Source organism: Pseudoglutamicibacter albus, assembly GCF_031458175.1.
Classification (GTDB): domain Bacteria; phylum Actinomycetota; class Actinomycetes; order Actinomycetales; family Micrococcaceae; genus Pseudoglutamicibacter; species Pseudoglutamicibacter albus.
This window is the reverse complement of the sequence record NZ_JAVDXX010000001.1, coordinates 1629468-1648645: the sequence shown is the minus strand read 5'-3', so window position 1 is coordinate 1648645 and position 19178 is coordinate 1629468. Positions and strand designations below refer to the sequence as shown.

General features: G+C 62.4%; 18 protein-coding genes. 14 read left to right on the top strand and 4 right to left on the bottom strand.

The features are described 5' to 3' along the window. The first annotated feature begins 397 nt into the window (after window positions 1–397). From J2S67_RS07260 to J2S67_RS07225, 8 genes are all read left to right on the top strand, one after another. On the top strand, window positions 398–1954 hold the full coding sequence (locus J2S67_RS07260; protein WP_310247634.1) for an ABC transporter substrate-binding protein/permease: 1557 nt from the start codon (window positions 398–400) through the stop codon (window positions 1952–1954). A gap of 110 nt (window positions 1955–2064) precedes the next feature. Beyond that, a complete protein-coding gene (locus J2S67_RS07255; protein ID WP_310248783.1) occupies window positions 2065–2811 on the top strand; it encodes an amino acid ABC transporter ATP-binding protein in 747 nt (248 codons plus the stop codon). Between the two features lie 258 nt (window positions 2812–3069). Continuing rightward, window positions 3070–4041 carry a 1,2-phenylacetyl-CoA epoxidase subunit PaaA gene (gene paaA / locus J2S67_RS07250; RefSeq protein WP_070490274.1) on the top strand — a complete coding sequence of 324 codons (972 nt, stop codon included), beginning with the start codon at window positions 3070–3072 and terminating at the stop codon, window positions 4039–4041. Beyond that, entirely contained in the window at window positions 4041–4370 is a 330-nt protein-coding gene (paaB, locus tag J2S67_RS07245; RefSeq protein WP_035757913.1) for a 1,2-phenylacetyl-CoA epoxidase subunit PaaB, read from the top strand. The genes paaA and paaB overlap by 1 nt, the downstream gene beginning before the upstream one ends. Continuing rightward, window positions 4367–5233, top strand: coding sequence for a 1,2-phenylacetyl-CoA epoxidase subunit PaaC (paaC, locus tag J2S67_RS07240; RefSeq protein ID WP_310247627.1), 867 nt, complete (start codon window positions 4367–4369; stop codon window positions 5231–5233). The genes paaB and paaC overlap by 4 nt, the downstream gene beginning before the upstream one ends. Further along, the gene (gene paaD, locus J2S67_RS07235; protein WP_377649063.1) at window positions 5230–5757 is read left to right on the top strand and encodes a 1,2-phenylacetyl-CoA epoxidase subunit PaaD; all 528 of its coding nucleotides are present in this window, start codon (window positions 5230–5232) and stop codon (window positions 5755–5757) included. Before paaC ends, paaD begins: the two co-directional genes overlap by 4 nt. Window position 5758: 1 nt before the next feature. After that, window positions 5759–6895 carry a 1,2-phenylacetyl-CoA epoxidase subunit PaaE gene (gene paaE / locus J2S67_RS07230; RefSeq protein ID WP_035757917.1) on the top strand — a complete coding sequence of 379 codons (1137 nt, stop codon included), beginning with the start codon at window positions 5759–5761 and terminating at the stop codon, window positions 6893–6895. Window positions 6896–6975: 80 nt separating this feature from the next. Further along, window positions 6976–7785 carry an enoyl-CoA hydratase/isomerase family protein gene (locus J2S67_RS07225; protein ID WP_370977347.1) on the top strand — a complete coding sequence of 270 codons (810 nt, stop codon included), beginning with the start codon at window positions 6976–6978 and terminating at the stop codon, window positions 7783–7785. Window positions 7786–7794: 9 nt separating this feature from the next. Here the strand turns inward: J2S67_RS07225 and J2S67_RS07220 are convergent, their stop codons facing one another. Continuing rightward, complete coding sequence (locus J2S67_RS07220) at window positions 7795–8256, bottom strand: MarR family winged helix-turn-helix transcriptional regulator (protein ID WP_310247623.1); 462 nt, start codon at window positions 8254–8256, stop codon at window positions 7795–7797. Beyond that, a complete protein-coding gene (locus tag J2S67_RS07215; RefSeq protein WP_035757919.1) occupies window positions 8253–8723 on the bottom strand; it encodes an Lrp/AsnC family transcriptional regulator in 471 nt (156 codons plus the stop codon). The genes J2S67_RS07220 and J2S67_RS07215 overlap by 4 nt, the downstream gene beginning before the upstream one ends. A 149-nt stretch (window positions 8724–8872) precedes the next feature. Between J2S67_RS07215 and pdhA the strand changes: the two genes are divergently transcribed. The 3 genes from pdhA (at window position 8873) to J2S67_RS07200 (ending at window position 12839) form a co-directional block, all read left to right on the top strand. Then, the gene (pdhA, locus tag J2S67_RS07210) at window positions 8873–10111 is read left to right on the top strand and encodes a pyruvate dehydrogenase (acetyl-transferring) E1 component subunit alpha (protein WP_310247620.1); all 1239 of its coding nucleotides are present in this window, start codon (window positions 8873–8875) and stop codon (window positions 10109–10111) included. Window positions 10112–10272: 161 nt separating this feature from the next. Further along, window positions 10273–11226, top strand: coding sequence for an alpha-ketoacid dehydrogenase subunit beta (locus J2S67_RS07205; RefSeq protein ID WP_239446102.1), 954 nt, complete (start codon window positions 10273–10275; stop codon window positions 11224–11226). Then, the gene (locus J2S67_RS07200) at window positions 11226–12839 is read left to right on the top strand and encodes a dihydrolipoamide acetyltransferase family protein (RefSeq protein WP_310247615.1); all 1614 of its coding nucleotides are present in this window, start codon (window positions 11226–11228) and stop codon (window positions 12837–12839) included. The genes J2S67_RS07205 and J2S67_RS07200 overlap by 1 nt, the downstream gene beginning before the upstream one ends. Before the next feature lie 128 nt (window positions 12840–12967). On the opposite strand, the gene J2S67_RS07195 is transcribed toward J2S67_RS07200, so the two are convergent. Further along, the gene (locus tag J2S67_RS07195; RefSeq protein WP_141739778.1) at window positions 12968–13846 is read right to left on the bottom strand and encodes a phosphatase PAP2 family protein; all 879 of its coding nucleotides are present in this window, start codon (window positions 13844–13846) and stop codon (window positions 12968–12970) included. 163 nt (window positions 13847–14009) lie between these two features. Between J2S67_RS07195 and J2S67_RS07190 the strand changes: the two genes are divergently transcribed. From J2S67_RS07190 to menD, 3 genes are read left to right on the top strand one after another with little or no spacing between them, the layout of a single operon-like run. Next, window positions 14010–15038 (top strand): o-succinylbenzoate synthase, encoded by a 1029-nt coding sequence (locus tag J2S67_RS07190; protein WP_310247610.1) that lies wholly within the window; start codon window positions 14010–14012, stop codon window positions 15036–15038. A gap of 60 nt (window positions 15039–15098) precedes the next feature. Then, entirely contained in the window at window positions 15099–15758 is a 660-nt protein-coding gene (locus J2S67_RS07185; protein ID WP_239446061.1) for a hypothetical protein, read from the top strand. A 21-nt stretch (window positions 15759–15779) separates the two neighbouring features. After that, a complete protein-coding gene (gene menD, locus J2S67_RS07180; RefSeq protein WP_310247607.1) occupies window positions 15780–17657 on the top strand; it encodes a 2-succinyl-5-enolpyruvyl-6-hydroxy-3-cyclohexene-1-carboxylic-acid synthase in 1878 nt (625 codons plus the stop codon). Here menD and J2S67_RS07175 read toward each other — a convergent pair. Then, window positions 17654–19156 carry an isochorismate synthase gene (locus tag J2S67_RS07175; protein WP_310247604.1) on the bottom strand — a complete coding sequence of 501 codons (1503 nt, stop codon included), beginning with the start codon at window positions 19154–19156 and terminating at the stop codon, window positions 17654–17656. The two genes, menD and J2S67_RS07175, sit on opposite strands and share 4 nt — an antisense overlap. Window positions 19157–19178: the final 22 nt, after the last annotated feature.

Below are 19178 nucleotides of genomic sequence, written 5' to 3'. Positions count from 1 at the left end.
CAAAGTGTTGCAAAGCGAATCTTGCTCCTGGACTCGATAATGCGCAGAACCACGAGCGAACCACACGGCAGCTTGAATATTACGAGGCTCGATGACGCAAGAATTGCTAGCAGGCGTTAAGAGCCACCCTCCATGCAGTGCTGCATCCCACGGATTTCCTGGCATCGGACCTCTTCTCTCGAGCCTCAATACGGTGTCAAATCGACCGACAATGGACGGCTAGAAAACCGGTATAACCATCATCTCAAGTGGATTGAGAGCCTCAGGGCCGCTAGGCTTGCATCCTTGTGACCTTCCTCACCCACGGGTGAATGCCGTTGGTTCGTCATCGCCTCGGGTGTAGGGCCGCCGCGCTTTAGCGACGGATCGAACTTGAGACAAAAGAAACGGACCCGATATGAGTTACTCGCACTCTTATGCAACCGGGGCACAGAGTCAGGAAGGCAAGCTCCCGCTGACGCGGATGACCATCTGGGCGATGCTTGTCGCTCTAGTAGCAGCCATCCTGGTGCCAGCCGCAACAGCTCACGCCGCCACTGGACTCCAGCCATCGGCAACCGTGCCGGCCACCGCATCGCCTGCTGAAAAACAAGGCGAAGATTCCGTGGAAGGCAAGACCTTCACGATTGCAACCGACACCACCTTCGCGCCATTCGTGTTCCGCGAACCAGGAACCGGCGAGATGATCGGTATCGACATGGAGCTGCTGGATGCGATCGCTCAAGACCAAGGCTTCAAAGTCAATCTCAAATCGCTTGGTTTCCAGGCCGCGGTCTCATCCCTGACCTCCGGCCAGGCCGACGGCGTCATCGCCGGTATGGGTGTCACGGACGAACGTAAGAAGATCTTCGACTTCTCGGATGCTTACTACGAGTCCGGCTCTGTGATGGCGATCAATGAAGACGATGACGAAACCAAGGGGTATGAAGACCTCAAAGGCAAGACCGTTGTCGCCAAGGGCGGCTCCGAAGGTGAACGCGCCGCCAAGAAGCTCGCTAAAGAATACGGCTTCAAAATCAAGCCTCTCGACCAGTCCGCCGCGATGGTCCAGTCCGTCAAGAACGGCTCCGCAGTAGGTGTCTTCGATGACGACCCGGTGTTGCGCTACGGCATCACCCAGGGCTCCGGACTGAAAATCGTGACCCCAAAGATCCCGGGTGGCGACTACGCGTTTGCGGTCAAGAAAGGTCAGAATCAGGACCTGCTGAAGGCCTTCAACCGCGGCCTTGCCAACCTCAAGGCTTCTGGCGAATACCAGAAGATCATGAGCAAGTACCTCGACCCACAGGAAGCTGAAAACGCCGGCAACATCATCGGCCTGCTCAAGCAGTCCTGGCCAGCACTTCAGAAGGGCCTCATCAACACCCTGGTCATCACCGGCGTCTCGTTTGTGATCGCGATGGTGCTGGGCCTCATCTTCGGGTTCATGCGCATCTCCGGCAGCATCGTGCTGCGCGGCATCGCACGCGCCTACGTCGCGATCTTCCGCGGAACCCCGCTGCTTGTGTGGGCGTTCCTGTTCTACTTCGGTGTGCCACAGCTCTTCGATGTGAAGGGCGACGTCTTCGTTGCCGGTGTCGCAACGCTGGCCCTCAACGCGGGCGCCTACCTCACAGAGATTGTTCGCGGTGGCCTCCAAGCCGTGGACCCAGGCCAGATGGAAGCTGCGCGTTCCCTCGGCATGGGATGGGGTAAGTCGATGCGCCGGGTTGTAGTCCCGCAGGCAGTCAAGATCTCGACGCCTTCGATCATCAACCAGTTCGTGATCACGCTCAAAGACTCCTCGCTGCTGCTGACCATCGGTTTCGCAGAGCTGCTCTACCAGGCACAACAGATCTACGCAGCGAACTACCGCGTGACTGAAACCCTCATCATCGTCGGCATTATGTACTTTGTGGTCATCACCATCCTCACGTGGATTGCTGACCTCGTGGATAAGAAGGTGAACAAGTGAGTACCCAACCACACGGCAATGAAGCAACCGAGAAAAAAGTAGACGAGGCAGCCGTACAGGATGCAGCGGCACAGGATGCGGCGGCGGAGGCAGCCGCGCTGGAACCAACTGTGTCCGATGCGGCGGCCGAAACCGTCATCGAGGTCACCGACCTGCGCAAAGCCTTCGACAAGAACGAAGTGCTTAAGGGGATGAACCTCAACGTCAAGCGCGGCGAAGTCATCTCGATGATCGGCCCATCGGGTTCCGGTAAGTCCACGTTCCTGCGTTGCCTCAACCGGCTTGAAGAAACCACGGGCGGGACCGTCAAGGTCCTCGGCCGAGACATCACCAGCCCCAAGGTCAACATCAACAAGGTTCGTCAGAACATCGGTATGGTGTTCCAGCACTTCAACCTGTTCCCGAACATGACGGTTGAAGAGAACGTGATGCTCGCCCCGGTTGAGCTGGGACGAGTGAATAAGCAGGAGGGTCGCAAAAAAGCCGCGGCACTGCTTGAGCGCGTAGGGCTTGGGGACAAAGCGAAGGCCCGCCCGCAGGAACTCTCCGGTGGCCAGAAGCAACGCGTAGCAATCGCCCGCGCGCTCGCTATGGAACCGCAGATCATGTTGTTCGACGAAGCGACCAGCGCACTCGATCCCGAAATGGTTGGGGAAGTGCTCCAGGTGATCCGCGAACTCGCGCAAGAAGGCATGACCATGATCCTGGTGACCCACGAGATGGGCTTCGCCCGCGAAGTTTCCGACCGCGTGCTCTTCCTCTCCGACGGCGTCATTTGCGAAGAAGGCCCGCCAGAGGAGCTGTTCGGTAACCCGCAACAGGAACGCACCCAGAGCTTCCTCGCCAAGGTCCTCTAACAAGGTCCGCGACAAGCGGCCCACATGACGATGCGGTGGCCGGCACACCTAGCGTGTGCCGGCCACCGCATCGTTGTTTATAAGGCCACCGCATGGTTTACAAGGCCCACGCTAGGCGGCGATTATTAACAGTGTTAGCACCGCCTGAGCACAGCGAAATAACTTGCCTTGTGAGAGTGTTATCACATATCCTGAACGAACGGTCAGTAAATCTAACTGGCCCCTCATACCCTTATTCATCGGAAGCAGGAGCTGATCATGAGCACCACCGTGACCGAGCAAACCGGCCAGGACTTTGATCCGCAAGCCGAGTTTGAGGCCCTGATCGCACAAGACGGACGTGTAGAACCGCGCGACTGGATGCCCGAGGCCTACCGCAAGACGCTGGTGCGCCAGATCTCCCAGCACGCACACTCCGAAATCATCGGGATGCAGCCTGAAGGCAACTGGATTACCCGCGCACCAAGCCTCAAGCGCAAATCCATCCTGATCGCCAAGGTCCAGGACGAAGCCGGCCACGGCCTCTACTTGTACTCGGCAGCAGAAACCCTCGGTACTCCACGCGATGAGCTCGTTGAGCAGTTGCTCGACGGCACCGCGAAGTACTCCTCGATCTTCAACTATCCAGCCAAGTACTGGGGCGACATCGGCGCTATCGGCTGGCTCGTGGACGGCGCGGCGATCGCCAACCAGGTTCCACTGTGCCGCTGCTCCTACGCTCCATACGGCCGCGCGATGGTCCGCGTCTGCAAGGAAGAGTCCTTCCACCAGCGCCAGGGCTTCGAAGCCCTGCTTGCGCTCGCCCGCGGAACCGAAGAGCAGAAGCAGATGGCCCAGGACGCCATCAACCGCTTCTACGAGCCAGCACTGTGCATGTTCGGCCCACCAGATGCTGACTCGAAGCACTCCAAGCAGTCCATGGCCTGGAACATCAAGCGCTTCTCCAACGACGACCTGCGCCAGCGCTTCGTCGGCATGATCGCAGAACAGGTCAAGTTCCTGGGCCTAACCCTGCCAGACCCAGACCTGCACTACGACGAAGAAGCCGGCAAGTGGATCCACAAGGAACTCAACTGGGACGAGTTCTGGCGCGTCGTTAAGGGCGGTGGCCCAGCTAACGCCCAGCGCCTCGAGCACCGTCGCCAGGCACACGAGAACGGGGCCTGGGTACGTGAGGCCGCTGCAGCATACGCACGTAAGCAGCAGGAAAAAGTGAGGAAGGCAGCCTGATGAGCGCAGAGAACCCAACGAACGCAACCGGCGCATCGCTCGCAGACACCAACGAATGGCCTCTCTGGGAGGTCTTCGTCCGTTCGTCACGTGGCCTCTCCCACGTGCACGCCGGATCCCTGCACGCACCGGATGCCGATATGGCGGTCCGCAACGCACGCGACCTCTACACCCGCCGCAACGAAGGCGTATCCCTGTGGGTTGTTCAGTCCGACGACATCATTGCCTCGGACCCGCAGGACAAGGGCGCGTTCTTTGAATCGCCAAAGGGCAAGGACTACCGCCACGCCATGTACTACACCGAGTCTGAAGGGGTGAAGCACCTGTGAAGTCTGAGGAACTCGATGAGCAACTGGCTGGCTACGGCGACTCCGTCGCCTCCGCTACTCGCGTCACCCCAGGCCACGCTCTGCGCCCGGAAGACATCGCGTTCAAGGAAGCCCCAAGCTCCGAAGACGTCGCCGAATACGCGCTCTGGCTTGGCGATGATGCGCTGATCCTCTCGCAACGCCTGCAGAAGTGGGTCTCCAACGCCCCAGAAATGGAAGAGGACATCGCCCTAGCCAACATCGCGTTGGACCTGTTGGGCCATGCCCGCTCCTTCCTGACCTTCGCAGGTAAGTTCTGGGACAAGGACGAAGACGAGCTCGCATACTTCCGTGACGAAGACGACTTCCGTAACCTCGTCATGGTTGAACAACCCAACGGTCACTTCGGCGTGACCATCGCACGCCAGCTACTGTTCTCGGTCTACCTTGAACTGCTGTACTCGCGGCTGGTGAACTCCGAAGACGAGCTGATCGCGGCGATCGCTGATAAGTCCCTGCGCGAAGTCCAGTACCACGTGGACCACGCACAACAATGGACCCTGCGCCTTGGCCTGGGAACCGAAGAGTCGCACGAAAAGATGGTCCACGCGTTCCGCGTACTGTGGCCACACGTCGAAGAGATCTTCATCGACCATCCACTGCAGGAACGTCTCGCCGAAAAGGGCATCGCCGTACTGCCATCAACCCTCCGCGAAGAGTGGGACACCCGCATCAAGGCCGTCCTCGAAGAAGCCTCGCTCGAGGTCCCAGGGGAGCCAGGTGCCCTGGTTGACGGCCGTTCCGGCAACCACTCTGAACACTTGGGCTACATCCTGATGGAAATGCAGGTGTTGGCCCGCCGACACCCAGGAGTTAAGTGGTGACAACTGATCGACGTAGCGCGCCGGCAATCGAGCAAGACACGGTGGCCGACAAGGACACGCTCTGGAACATCGCATCCAGCGTGAACGATCCGGAAATCCCGGTGCTCAGCATCCATGACCTCGGTATCCTGCGTGACGTTGAGCTCGACGGCGACACCGCCGTCGTGACCATCACGCCAACCTACTCCGGCTGTCCGGCCATGGATACGATCGCCGATGACCTGCGCCTCGCGTTCCGCGAAGCAGGCTATGCCGGCGCGCGCGTCGAACTCACGCTGAGCCCAGCGTGGACCACCGACTGGATGACCGAAGAAGGCAAGAAGAAACTCGCTGAATACGGTATCGCTCCACCAGCCGGGTTATCGAAAGATGGCGGCAAAGTGATGCTCGGGCTGAGCGTCAAATGCCCACGCTGCCACTCACTGAACACCCGCGAACTTACTCGTTTTGCTTCGACGGCATGCAAGGCGCTGTACCAGTGCAATGACTGCCACGAACCGTTCGACTACTTCAAGGTGCACTGACATGACTGAAGCTGCTTCCACTACACGTAAACGTGCCCGTTTTCATACGCTCAAGGTTTCTGAGATCCGCCGCCTGACGGCCAACGCTGTTGAAGTCACCTTCGATGTTCCAGAGGAAATCGCAGATGAGTTCGACTACGCGCCCGGCCAGTATGTAGCGTTGCGCGCCATGGTCCCGTCCTATGACGGCACCCCCGTCGAGCTGCGCCGCTCCTACTCGATCTCCCAGGCCCCTGTGCGCGGGGAGATCAAGGTGGGTATCAAGAAGGACCAGGGCGGCCTGTTCTCTACGTGGGCCAACGAAACACTGGCTGTAGGTGACGAAATTGACGTCATGAGCCCGCAGGGTACGTTCGTGTCCAAGAAGGATCTGGTCCGTCCAGGCGAGGCCCAGCACCTTGTAGCGATCGCGGCGGGCTCCGGCATCACCCCTGTGATGGCTATTACCCGCTCGGTTTTGGAAGCAGACGACCGTTCCCAGGTTGACCTCGTGTACGCGAACCGTTCCTCCTCAGACGTGATGTTCGTTGAGGAACTGGCTGACCTGAAGGATAAATACCCGTCCCGCCTGGCGGTGCACCACGTGCTCTCCCGTGAACAGAGGATCTCGCCGCTACTGACCGGCCGCCTGGACCAGGAGAAGCTTGAACTGCTGCTCAACAAGGTTCTGCGCACCGACTTGGCAGACGAGTGGTTCTTGTGCGGCCCGATGGAACTGGTTCAGATGGTCCGCGACAACCTCGCAGAGCAGGGAGTCGAGGCCGAACGCGTCCGCTTCGAACTGTTCACGACCGGCCAGGTGGGCGACCCAACCGGCCAGCACGGCAAGCCAGTCAAGATCGAAGAAGGCGAGCCGACCCGTGAGATCGAGTTCCAGGTCGACGGCCTCAAAGGCACCGTGGAATCGCCGATCGAAGCGCGCGAAACGATCCTCAACGCGGCACTGCGTGCCCGCCCGGACGTCCCGTTCGCTTGCTCGGGTGGCGTGTGCGGTACGTGCCGCGCCAAGCTTGTCAGCGGCAACGTGGACATGGCCGAGAACTACGCGCTTGAACAAGACGAACTGGATGCCGGCTACATCCTGACCTGCCAGTCCGTCCCAACGACCGATAAGGTCGCCGTCGACTTCGACGCCTAATCAACCTAGACGGCCCGCCCACCCGGCGGGCCGTCCGCTTTCCACCCGTGTTTTCATAACCGAAAGGTCCACTACACGACATGTCGATGATTCGCACCGAGAGCAACCAGCAAGGTGTTCTCGAGATTGTTCTGGATGCCCCGAAGAAGCTGAACTCGATCGACGAGGCCGGTCTTGAAGAACTCAAGACCACGCTCGCCTCGGTCTCCGAGCAGGTCAGCTCCGGTTCGGTGCAGGCCGTGATCCTTCGCGGTGAGGGCCGCGCGTTCTGCGCAGGCCGCGACATTTCCCAGGTTGATCCGCTCAAAGACGACGTCAACCACTACCTGGGTGAGCTCACCGCCCCAGTCATGGACGCGATCCACGAGCTACAGGTCCCGACGTTCGCCGTCGTCACAGGCGCATGCCTCGGTGTTGGCTTGGGACTCGCGGCATCCTGCGACGTCGTCTACGTCGCTGAGGACGCGAAAATCGGTTCCCCGTTCGCTAACCTCGGTGCCTTGCTTGATTCGGGCGGCCACCACTTGTTCGTGACTCGCTTGGGCACGCATCGTGCCCTGGACCTGATCTACACGGGCGAGCTGATCTCCGGTGAGCAGGCCGTGCGCGAAGGCTTGTTCTCCCGGTCCTTGCCGGCCGATGAGGTGCTCGAATTCACGCGCAAGACCGCCGGGCGTGTGGCCCGGGGTGCGCTGGATTCCTACCGTGCATCCAAGCAGCTCGTGTTCCAGATCCGGGACGAAGACCTCGGCTTCAACGCATCCGTTGCCGAAGAGGCCCGCTTGCAGGAAGTTCTGCGCACCACCGATAACTACCAGGAAGGCTTCAAATCCTTCCAGGAGAAACGCAAGCCGGAGTTCAAGCCGACGCCGCCACGCGAGAGCTGGTAACAGCCCGCGCTAGCCGTCGTTTTCCTCCCAGTGGCGTTGGCTTGCCTCCAAGATGAGCTCGATGGCGCCCAACACCTGCTGCGCTTGTTCAGCGGTGAGGCTCGCGGCTACTTCAGCGGCCCATTCCGCTTGGGCGGCTTGCGCGGCTTGAACCGCGGCGCGGCCTTTCTTGGTTGGCGCCAAGAGAGAAGCGCGGGCGTGCTTAGGGTTGGTGCGGTAGGCCGCCAGCCCTAGCTTGACCGCATCGTCGGCTACGCGCTGGACGGACTGGCGCGTGAGCCCGAGCACCCGGGCGATCTGAGAGACAGTCGCTGGGGTCTGGGCCGCGGCGGAGATCACCTGCCAGCGGGCGGGAGTGAGGTCATTGTGGGAGGCCACAACCTCGGCGGAATACACGAACTCGGAGTGCGCTTGAGAGACAGCAGAAATGAGCGCCCCGAAATCTTCAGGGTTCATAGGCTGAGTGGTCATGTGGCGGGAGTCTCGGGTTCGTGGTCTTCGAAGATCAAGTGGGTTTGGGTGTCCATGACCTCAGGCATCGGCTGGAGCACCTCGAAAATAAATCGCCGCAGCGCCTCGTTATCGGCCGCGCGCACCAGAAGCATCACATCGAACGTTCCGCCCACGAGGGCCACATGGTGGACCTCCGGGATCTGGCGGAGCTGCTCTTGCAGGGTGCGCCACGAATGCTGCCGCAGCTTGAGGGACACGTATGCGGAAGAACGCAGACCCATCGCGGCATGGTTCACGGTTGCCGTGTACCCGGTGATCACGCCGCGTTCACGCAGGCCTGCGATCCGTTGATACGCGTGTGCCCGTGAGATATGCACATTGCTTGCGATTGCGGAAACCGAGGCCCGACCGTCTTTGAGCAGTTCGGAGACGATAGCTGCATCCACCGCGTCTAAAGCGGGAGCAAACGCTGGGTTTTTAGCCACTGCACACAGCTCCTTGAAGCACTAGACAAAATGACAACAACCGCCAAGTTGCGTAGACAAATTTCTGAGCACGCACTGCGGAGCGACAAATCCTCTGATCATTTTCGCACACATGGCGACGAAAAGCTCAAGCAGGCATCATATAGACCATGACTGATCATGTGAGCCAAACCACAAGCTCGGGGGCTGAGGTGACTCAGCCGCTCGATGAAACGCGCGTAGGGGACTCGGTCTCCCGCGCATCGGACTCCTTCGGTATTTCCGTTGAAGACTACCTGCTACCCACACGTGGGCGCGTCCAGATGGTGGACGAACAAGGGCGGTTGCGCCCGGTAGAGGAACAAGGGATCGCCCCGGGCCATGAATACCCACTGCCGGATGGTGCCCGGTTGCTTGACGCGTATGAAAAGCTCGTCATCGGCCGCCGCATCAACGACCAGAACGCAGCGCTTGTGCGGCAGGGGCGGATGGCGGTCTATCCTTCCAGCCACGGCCAGGAAGCGTGCCAGGTTGCAGTCGCGGCAGCCCTTGAGGAGCGCGACTGGCTGTTCCCGACCTACCGTGACACGGTCGCCGTGATTTCTCGCGGCGTAGTCCCGGAGGAAGTCATGACGGGCTTCCGCGGTGAATGGCATCAGGGCTATAACCCGTACGACCACAACACCGCTGTTCAGTCCACCCCTCTCACAACCCAGCTGCTGCACGCCGTGGGTGTTGCTCACGCGGCACGCATGCGCGGTGAAGACACGGTCGTGATCGCTCTGTGCGGTGACGGCGCGACCTCGGAAGGTGATTTCCACGAGGCGCTGAACTTCGCGGCCGTGTACAACCTGCCTGTGATCTTCTTTGTCCAGAACAACGGTTACGCGATCTCGGTTCCGCTCTCACAACAGTCCGTAGCGCCGTCGCTTGCCCACAAGGCTGTCGGTTATGGCATGGCAGGGGAGCGCGTGGACGGCAACGACCTCGCCGCGGTTTTGGCCGTGCTGGACCGTGCCGTCACGATCGCCCGCGAAGGCTCCGGCCCGCTGCTGATCGAGGCGGAGACCTACCGCATGCAGGCGCACACCAACGCCGATGATGACACGCGCTACCGCGAGTCTGACGAGGTCCAGGAGTGGCTAGCGAAAGACCCCGTGGTCCGTATGGAAGCGTACCTGCGTAACGAGGGCCTGCTCGATGACGATAAAGCCGAGCAGATCAAGGCTCACGCCGAGCAGGTAGCCAAGGAGCTTCGCGACGCGATGAACCGCGAGATCACCCCTGACCCGAAGGATCTCTTCACATACGTCTACGTTGAGCAGACCCCACAGCTCGCCGAGCAAGCCGCAATGCTCGCCGAAGAGCTGGAACGTGACTCTGCTTCCCAGGAAGGTGAGGCCAAGTGAGCCCCAAGCAAATGTCCCCTGAGGAAAAGCAGGCGGAATTCGGTGGTGTAGCGGATTCGGTGCGTGGCAAGGACGAGCCGGCGGTCCCGCCAGCCCGCGATCCGCGCCCGGCTGGCCCCACATCGTTCGCAGCGGCCTTGAACACCGCGCTCGCTGATGCGATGGAAGCAGACGATGCGGTGCTGATGTTCGGTGAAGACGTCGGTAAGCTCGGCGGCGTCTTCCGCATCACCGATGGCCTGCAGGAGCGTTTCGGCAATAAACGCTGCTTTGACACACCGCTAGCTGAATCCGGCATTGCCGGTATGGCGGTGGGCATGGCGATGAACGGTATGCGCCCAGTGATCGAGATGCAGTTCGACGCGTTCGCATACCCGGCACTCGAGCAGATTCTGAGCCACATCGCGAAGATGCACAACCGTACCCGCGGCCACGTGCGCCTGCCGCTGGTCATCCGCGTACCGCACGCTGGTGGTGTGGGTGGTGTAGAGCACCACTGCGACTCCTCGGAGTCCCTGTATGCGCACACACCGGGTTTGAAGGTTTTCATCCCGTCCGGTGTTGAGGACGCCTACCTCATGTTGCGTGAGGCGATCGACTCGGATGACCCAGTGGTGTTCTTCGAACCGAAGAAGCTCTACTTCGGCCGTGAACAAGCCGACCTAGAGGCCCTCAAGAACGAATACGAAACGAAGAAAGCAGAGCGCCGCAACGGGACCGCGCGCGTGCTACGCGAAGGTAAGGACGCGACCATCGTGACCTACGGCGCTTCCGTTTCAACCGCGATGAAGGCCGCGGAAGCAGCCGTTGAGGAGGGCTTCGACCTCGAAGTCATCGACGTGCGCACCATCGTTCCCTACGACGACGCAACCGTGGACGCGTCGGTCCGTAAGACAGGCCGTGCGCTGGTGGTCGCTGAAACACCGGGCTTCGCATCGATCGCATCCGAACTTGTGGCGCGCATCCAGGAGCGGAACTTCTTCTCGCTCGCCTCGCCAGTCAAGCGCGTCACGGGCTTCGACATCCCGTTCCCATCACCGATGCTGGAGAAGTATCAGCTGCCAAGCGTGGACCGCATCCTTGATGCCGTCGATGAGATGACGTGGGAGGACTAATGGCACAGACGTTCACTCTCCCGGACCTCGGGGAAGGCCTCACCGAAGCTGACCTGGTGGCCTGGCACGTCGCCGAAGGCGACACGGTCGAGATCGACCAGATTGTCGCCGAGGTCGAGACAGCTAAATCCGTTGTTGAGATCCCGTGCCCGTTCGAAGGCACAGTCCTGAAACTCTATGGAGAACCTGGCGAGACGATGGTCGTGGGCGATTCGCTCATCACCGTAGGCGAGCCGGGCGAAACCACGGACGGCGGCGCTGATGACGACGGCGCCGGTTCTAGTAGCGGCGGCGCTGATGCCGGCGCGGCTTCCGGCGTTGAGGTGTTGCGTGAAGGTGCGCAGTCCTACCGCGAAGAAGAACGCGCCGGAACGGGTTCCGGAAACGTACTGATCGGCTACGGAACGAGCGAAGACGAAGGTGGCGCTCGCCGCCGCCGTCGCGGCCGTCACCGCGCCGAGGTTCCGGTTGCTACGGGCCAAAGCTCGGAACCTGTCAACCAAGGCACGGCACCTGTGAGCCGGGACTCGGAGCCTGTCAACCAAAGCTCGGCTCCGGCACAGGACCACACCGAGCCCCAGGCAACACAGCATGAGCCCCAGCCAACACAGCCCCAGGTAACACAGCGCGAGCGGTTGGCGCCGCGAGTCATCAACCCGCTGGTGCGTAAGTTGGCTCGTGACAACGGCGTGGACATCGCCGCCCTGGAAGGCTCTGGGGCCGACGGTCTGATCATGCGCGCAGACGTTCAGGCAGCGATCGACGGCGGGGCACAGTCCGCATCTGGCGCGCAGTCCGCACCGCACACATCGGGCGCTATCCTGGGCGCCGCTGTACCGAGCAGCGAAAAGGCGCCGGCCGCATCGGAGGGTGCAGGCGCTGGCGAGGTCGATGCGCGTACCGGTTTGACGGTCGAGTCCCGCACCCCGATGACCGGGGTCCGGAAGGTTGTTGCGGAGACGATGTCGCGTTCGCGCCGTGAGATTCCGGAAGCGACCGTGTGGGTCGATGTGGACGCAACCGAGCTGCTTGAATGGCGCAAGAAGCTCAAACCGAACGCGGAAGGCCGCGTTCCGGGTGTGCTTTCGCTGATCGGCCGTTTCGTCACGGCTGGGTTGATGCAGGTTCCAGAACTCAACGCCCGCATCGATGAGGCGGAAGACGGCACCTCGGAGATCGTTCGTTTCGAAGGGGTGAACCTGGGTATTGCGGCGCAGACGGACCGTGGGCTCGTGGTGCCAGCGGTAGCGGATGCGCAGAAGCTTTCGGCACGCGAACTGGATGCCGCGATCGGTGAGCTGGTCGCGACCGCCCGCGACGGCAAGTGCACCCCGAACGAGTTGATGCGTGGCACGTTCACCCTCAACAACTACGGCGTGTTCAACGTGGATGGTTCCGCGGCGATCATCAACCATCCGCAGGTCGCGATCATGGGACTGGGTCGAATCAAGGAGCGCCCGTGGGTAGTTGACGGTGAGATCACGGTCCGCTCGATCATGGAGCTAACCCTGGCATTTGACCACCGCGTATGCGATGGCGGTGCCGCGAGCGCGTTCCTCCGCTACGTTGCCGACGCGATCGAGAACCCGGCGGAGGCCCTGGCAAGCCTCTAGCCGCTACGGTGCTTGAGCATCGAAGAGACGACTGCGGGTCCTGACACCTCATGTGTCAGGACCCGCAGTTCTACAGGACCCGCAGTTTTACAGGGCCCGCAGTTTTATGTGTGAGCGTACTGCCGCCTTCAGCGGGCAGTGCGGGCGGGCATCGCGAGCCGTTCGATAACACCGAAGAGTGCGAGCGCGGTGCCTACGATGAGGCCCACCGCGAGCAGGGTGAACAGTTGGCTGGCCATAGCCGCGGCGTCGTCGGCTGTTGTGGTGAGCGGGCGGGACTGGGCCACGTTCACGAACTCCGGCAACAACATGGCCGCAGCAGTCAGCGCGGCAAGCCCCATCCCCGTCACGGTGCATGCGATCGCGGAGAACGTGACGGCGGGGCGGTCGTTGTCGATCCACCCGATGATGCCCGCGGCGAGGATCGCGAAGAAGCCCACCACAAGGTAGGAGCCCACAATGTCTGCTGGCCGGTGCCAGGACATGATGAAGGTCACGGAGCCACCAGCAGCGGCGATGAGGGCGCCGATGATGCTGAACCATGTGCGTGAGCGTGCCCGCATCGACAGCAAAGCAGCGAACATCCCGCCGATTGCGAGTGCTGAATGCCCGGAGGGGAAGCTATTGATGTATGCCTCGGAGACGCCGGTGAATGGTCGTTCGAGGAGGGTTTGTTTGAGGATCCGCACGCATACGATCCCGAAGCCTGCCGAAGTCAGTGCGATCGCTGGGATGATCACGGAACGGCGGATGAATACTTGGGCGATGGCTACTGCAACCCCACCGATAGCGATCGCGAGGGGGATATAGGTGAACCACCCGAGTTCGTTGTGTAGCGCGGGGGTTTCTTGAACGAAGCGGCGCGCACCGAGTAGAGCGCGTTCGTCGAGCCATTGACCGCGGACTGTCTTGATGAAAAGCCAGTATGTGAGCGAGAAAAGCCCTAGGGTTCCGAGGCTGAGCACGGTGGTTGCTAGGGCGCGTGGCCAAAGCCTCGATTGTGACACGGCACGAATATGTGCGGTGTCTGTCGAGAGGTTAGGCATGTTCCTAGAGTGTCACGTTCTTCTGGGTGGAAGCTGATGCCGCGCCGGGTGTTGCATGCCTTGCGGGTGTGAGTTTGGATAGAGTGCGCCGGGCGAGCCATCGCCGCCGGATATCGTGTTTTTTATGAGTGAGTTTCGGGGGAATAACATGCCGTGGGGTGCGAAAGTGGGGTTTCCTTCGCTGGAGGAGCTGAAGGACGCGGCGGTGGTGGTGCGGTTGCCGATGAATGTGCGTTTCCGCGGGGTCGTGGAGCGTGAGGTGTTGTTGTTTGAAGGGCCTGCAGGCTGGGGTGAGTTCTCGCCGTTCCTCGAATATGGGCCGGCGGAAGCATCCCGCTGGCTTGCTGCCGCGATCGAGGCCGCGTGGTGTGGTTGGCCCGATCCGGTGCGTGATGTGGTGCCGGTCAACGGGACCGTTCCTGCGGTTGAGGCGGGCCGGGTACCTGAGGTTCTAGCGCGTTTCGACGGTGTGGGCACGGTCAAGGTCAAAGTCGCCGAGCGCGGGCAGTCAGTCGATGAGGATGTTGCCCGGGTTGTCGCGGTTTCCCGTGAGCTTCCGGGGGCCCGAATTCGGGTGGACGCGAATCAGGGCTGGGATCATCACACCGCGGTGGATGCGTTGACCCGGCTCGCGGAGTTCGATCTTGAGTATGCGGAGCAACCCGTCGAGGGGATCGAGGGGTTAGCCCAGTTGCGGGAGGCGCTGGACGCCCGGGGCGTGGACGTGCGGTTGGCCGCGGACGAGGCGGTGCGTAAGTCCGATGACCCGTTGAAGGTTGCGCGCATGGGCGCAGCTGAGGTGATTATCGTCAAGGTTCAGCCGCTGGGTGGTGTGCGTGCCGCGCTTTCGATCGTGGAGCAGGCCGGCCTGGATGCTGTGGTGTCTTCCGCTTTGGATTCCTCGGTGGGTTTAGCTGGTGGGATCGCTCTGGCGACAGCGTTGCCGGAGTTGAAGTATGCGTGCGGGCTGGGTACAGGAGCGCTCTTTGCCGACGACGTGCTCACGCCTGGTCTGAAACCTCGCGGCGGTGTTCTGCCGGTGGGGCCGGTGGTTCCGGATCGCGGGAAGCTGGAGGCCCTGGCAGTCGGCGCGCATCGGCGCGCGTGGTGGATGGATCGGCTTGAGGCCTGCTATGCGCAGCTAATGATCTAGCGTTGGTGAGCGTTGATGAGGGTCTCGTTACCGCACACGAAAGCGGGATAAAATCGAGCTATGACTTCCCCGACCATCTGGATTGATTGGCCCGCCCCGGTCCCGAACGCCGCGGACTATGCGAAACGCCGCCGCATGATCACTTCACCGGTTACCACAGTGCTCCTTGTGGTGGTCACGGTCCCGGTGCTTGTCATCGGCGTTCTCAGACTTGCCGGAGTGGGTCTTTCGGGGGTCTGGATGGTCATCATGATCCTCTGCGGGCTTGTGGGCGGGTTCTTCGTTGCTCCACGGCACCGTACCCTGCATTTTTGCGGCAACGAATTGCATTTCACCGGCGGGGCACCTTTGGGTGCCAAGCTGCCGTGGCGTGACCTCGACCAGGTGGTGCTCTGGCTGGTCCAGGATCGCGAGCCAAACGGGGCGCCACGTGGCGATGGTACCTGGATGTTGAACATCTACGATCAGCATGGCCGGCTTCGTTATTCCCTCACCGAAGGGCCTCTGGTGCCCGCGAAAATGCTGTTTGATGCGATGGATGCCTTCCCCAGTCCGCGGCGTAGGCTGTTCTTGATCCCGATGCGGCCCGGGCTGGAAGGCATTGCGCCGCCGGGGTCCCACCCCGAGTGGGAAGCGATCGCCCGCATGGAGCCGACACCGCGGAAAGTCCAGGAGCTGCTGGCCCAGAAACAGGTACCTGGAGTGCCTCCGCACGCATAACCCCGCTCATACACTGGGGTTATGCCTTCTATGTCTGTTGGGCCGTCTGTGCCTGCTGTTGAGTCTGCGCGGCTGATCGTCCAGGGATGTGTCTCCGCCGGGATGCGGCATGTTGTGGTGGCGCCTGGGTCGCGTTCGGCGCCGTTGGCGTATGCGCTCGCCGAGGCCGAGCGCGACGGTGTGCTGTCGGTGCATGCGCGGCTCGATGAGCGTGAGGCGGGGTTCCTCGCGCTCGGGCTGTCTTTGGCCTCCAACGCACCGGTTGCGGTTGTCACGACGTCCGGTTCCGCTGTAGCGAACCTGTTTCCGGCGTTGGTGGAGGCCGCGCACGTGGGCGTCAAGCTCGTGCTGTTGACAGCCGACCGGCCCGAACGTTTGCACGGTACGGGCGCATCACAAACTACCCAACAGGCCGGTATCTTCGCGCACCACACGCGTTCAAGCGTGCACATTCCGGCGGGCGAGGACCCTACAGCCGCAGTAGCTGAAGCCTTGGTGGCGACGCTTGGCAACAAGCAGCACGCTCCGGGCCCGGTACACATCAACTGTGCATTCGAAGACCCGCTCTACCCGCCGAATGACGCGATGATCACTGGCGCGGAGCAACCCGCCGAGCGTGCCGCCCGCCAACACCCCGAACTCAGTGTTGTTGAGCTACTCGAGATCGATGCGCTCGCAGCCGCAGTACCGGTCCCGCGCGCCCTATCTCGAGAAACACTCAGGGGCGCCGCGGCACGGCGTACGGAACACGGCGCTGAACACAGCGCTGAACGCGGCACGGAAGGGAATACAGCACGCGGCACGGAAGAGAGCGCGGTACACCGTACAGGCAGCGAACGCCCCGATGTTCACCGCAGGACTGTTGTGGTTGCAGGGCATGATGCGGGGGAGGAAGCCGCGCATTTCGCTCACGCTTTAGACCTGCCGCTTTTAGCGGAGCCCTCTTCGAATGCACGCCACGGCGAGAACGCGTTGACGGCATACCAGTTCACGCTGGCGGCGTTCGCGGACCAGATCGAGGCGGTGGTCTTGTTTGGCCGCCCGACTCTCTCACGAACAATCAACGCTCTACTTGCCCGTGATGACATCGACTCGGCGATCTATGCCCCGGGTCCGCTCGCGTGGTGCGAACTGTCCAAACGCTCCGAGACGCCCGTGCGTAGTTTCGCTCAAGCCGCCCAGTTCGCGGGTATAGGCCCGCAAGGCTGGGTCGAGGCGTGGCGTGAGGCCGATGAACGTGTCGTGGCGGCCGTGAACATGGTGGTCGCGGAACGCGAACACGTCACGGGTAGGCTCACGGGCCCATCGCTGGCAGCCGACGTGTGGTCCGGGCTATCCGGGCCAGCCGTGATCGGGTCATCACGGCCGGTGCGAGACATGGACATCGCCGCAACCCCGCGGCGGGGCCGCGGCCCGCGCGTGTATGCGAACCGCGGGCTCGCTGGCATCGATGGCACTATCTCCACCGCCGCAGGGATCGCGCTCGCCGAACGCCGCCGCACGCTCGCGTTCATGGGGGATGTCACGTTCCTTTATGGGGCGGCGGGAATGCTGGTGCCCTCGCTCGAAGCGGTTCCCCAGCTCGATGTTGTGGTTGCCGACGACGGCGGAGGCACCATCTTCTCAACGCTGGAGCACGGCACTGTCGCTGCCCGCGGAGGCTACCAGGAAGCCGTCGACAGGTTCTTCCGTGTCCCACACGGCCTCGACGCGGTCGAGCTAGCGCTCGCCTACGGTTGGGACGCGCAACGGGTCAGCTCACACGAACACGTGCGTGAATGGCTCGACGCCGGACGCACGGCGCACGGCTGCCGGCTGCTGGTAGTGGATACGGAACGCGAAAAGCCACGCGAACTACACCGCGCACTCGCCGCGGCCGCCGCCGAAGCGCTCGCCTAGTTGCGGGCGGGGGCGGCTACGCCGAGTGCCTGCAACATCGGGCGCATCTTCGCCCATGTCTCCTGCAGTTCGGCGGCGGGCTCAGAGTCCGCGACGATCCCGCACCCGGCCCACAAACGGATCCGCTCCGGAACCGGCTCGCCAGTGTCACCATCGCCGGGGCGTGTCAGTGTGACCTCGGTCGGGAACGTGCCCTGGCCGACGTGCGCGGCCGTCGGCTCGGTGGGGCCGTAGCCTTCCAGGACCCCGCATCGCAAAGCGATACCGAATTCGCCGTTGCCGCGGGCGTCAACCCACCCGACGGGGCCGGCATACGCTCCGCGGTCAAGACGCTCGATCTCACGGATGATACGCCCCGCATGCAAACGCGGAGTCCCGCACACCGCCGCGGTAGGGTGCACGGCACGCAGCAGGTCCAGCACACTGTAGGGGCCGGTTTCGCTCGCGCCGATGCGTGCCCGCACGTCCGAGGCGAGGTGCCACACGTTCGGTAGCGTCAAAACGAACGGGGCGGCGGGGGAGTGCAGTTCGGTCACGAACGGTTCGAGCTCTTCTACGAGGGAGTCGATCGCGTACTGGTGCTCTTCAATCTGTTTCTGGTCATTGGCCAGCTGGAACGCGCCGTCTTCACCGTGGTTCGCGCGGTCGAGTGTTCCGGCGAGCACGCGGGCGCGCGCGATGCCCTCGTGCGCTTCGATCAGCATTTCGGGTGTAGCGCCAATGATCCCGTCCACGGAATACACCCAGCAGTCGGTGTAGCGGGCCGCCAACGCCTGCAGCGTGGGGACTACCTGAACGCCACCTGGCACGTCCACGGTGACGTCGCGGGAGAGCACCGCTTTCGCTAACTCACCGGAACGGATCCTCTGGATCGCTTCGCGGACTCCGTCTTGGAAACGGGCCTCACTTGTGTGTGCATCATCGACGATGCGCGCCCCAGCACTGCCAGCCAACACAACACCGTCGGACGCGCGAGCATCGCTGGCCGCCGCGCTAGCTGTCTCACGGCGCACCTGTGCGGCGTAGGCTTCGAGGTCGTCGCGGCTCGGGTCCGGCCCGAGCGCGTCGGCTTCTTCGGGGTCGAGGATGACCGTGATCCAGGCGAGGTCCCCGTTGCGGCCCCACACCACACGCGGGACAATCAGCACCGAGTCGCGGCCTGATGCGCGGGAGAAAGCCACCGAGGAGAATGCGGCGAGGCCCGTGCCGGAGGCCGCGACCGCATCGTCCACTGTGGCGGCGGAGCTCAAGGCGCGCCACGCGGATGCCAACGCACCGATGCGGCCATCCCCGCGAGCCTGCAGGCGAAGAACCTCGCCGGCGCCGACCATCGAGGTTTCGCCGCGGGCCCACACGTGATCCCACGGGCCTGCAACATCGGCGAGGGTTGCTGGGGCGGCCATCGCCGGATGGGTGCCGCGGGCGCGGGTGATCACGCGCAAGTGGGGGAGGGACGGCAGGCTGAACGCAGGCTCGTCAGTGTTCACGGAAGTAGTCATGTCGGCACTCATTGTATTAGTC

Excerpts from the sequence above, each read along its gene's own strand:
- J2S67_RS07260 (WP_310247634.1), top strand. The coding sequence starts at position 398 with ATGAGTTACTCGCACTCTTATGCAACCGGGGCACAGAGTCAGGAAGGC.
- paaA (WP_070490274.1), top strand. The coding sequence starts at position 3,070 with ATGAGCACCACCGTGACCGAGCAAACCGGCCAGGACTTTGATCCGCAA.
- paaB (WP_035757913.1), top strand. The coding sequence starts at position 4,041 with ATGAGCGCAGAGAACCCAACGAACGCAACCGGCGCATCGCTCGCAGAC.
- paaE (WP_035757917.1), top strand. The coding sequence starts at position 5,759 with ATGACTGAAGCTGCTTCCACTACACGTAAACGTGCCCGTTTTCATACG.
- J2S67_RS07225 (WP_370977347.1), top strand. The coding sequence starts at position 6,976 with ATGTCGATGATTCGCACCGAGAGCAACCAGCAAGGTGTTCTCGAGATT.
- J2S67_RS07220 (WP_310247623.1), bottom strand. The coding sequence starts at position 8,256 with ATGACCACTCAGCCTATGAACCCTGAAGATTTCGGGGCGCTCATTTCT.
- pdhA (WP_310247620.1), top strand. The coding sequence starts at position 8,873 with ATGACTGATCATGTGAGCCAAACCACAAGCTCGGGGGCTGAGGTGACT.
- J2S67_RS07205 (WP_239446102.1), top strand. The coding sequence starts at position 10,273 with ATGGAAGCAGACGATGCGGTGCTGATGTTCGGTGAAGACGTCGGTAAG.
- J2S67_RS07200 (WP_310247615.1), top strand. The coding sequence starts at position 11,226 with ATGGCACAGACGTTCACTCTCCCGGACCTCGGGGAAGGCCTCACCGAA.
- J2S67_RS07190 (WP_310247610.1), top strand. The coding sequence starts at position 14,010 with ATGAGTGAGTTTCGGGGGAATAACATGCCGTGGGGTGCGAAAGTGGGG.
- J2S67_RS07185 (WP_239446061.1), top strand. The coding sequence starts at position 15,099 with ATGACTTCCCCGACCATCTGGATTGATTGGCCCGCCCCGGTCCCGAAC.
- menD (WP_310247607.1), top strand. The coding sequence starts at position 15,780 with ATGCCTTCTATGTCTGTTGGGCCGTCTGTGCCTGCTGTTGAGTCTGCG.
- J2S67_RS07175 (WP_310247604.1), bottom strand. The coding sequence starts at position 19,156 with ATGACTACTTCCGTGAACACTGACGAGCCTGCGTTCAGCCTGCCGTCC.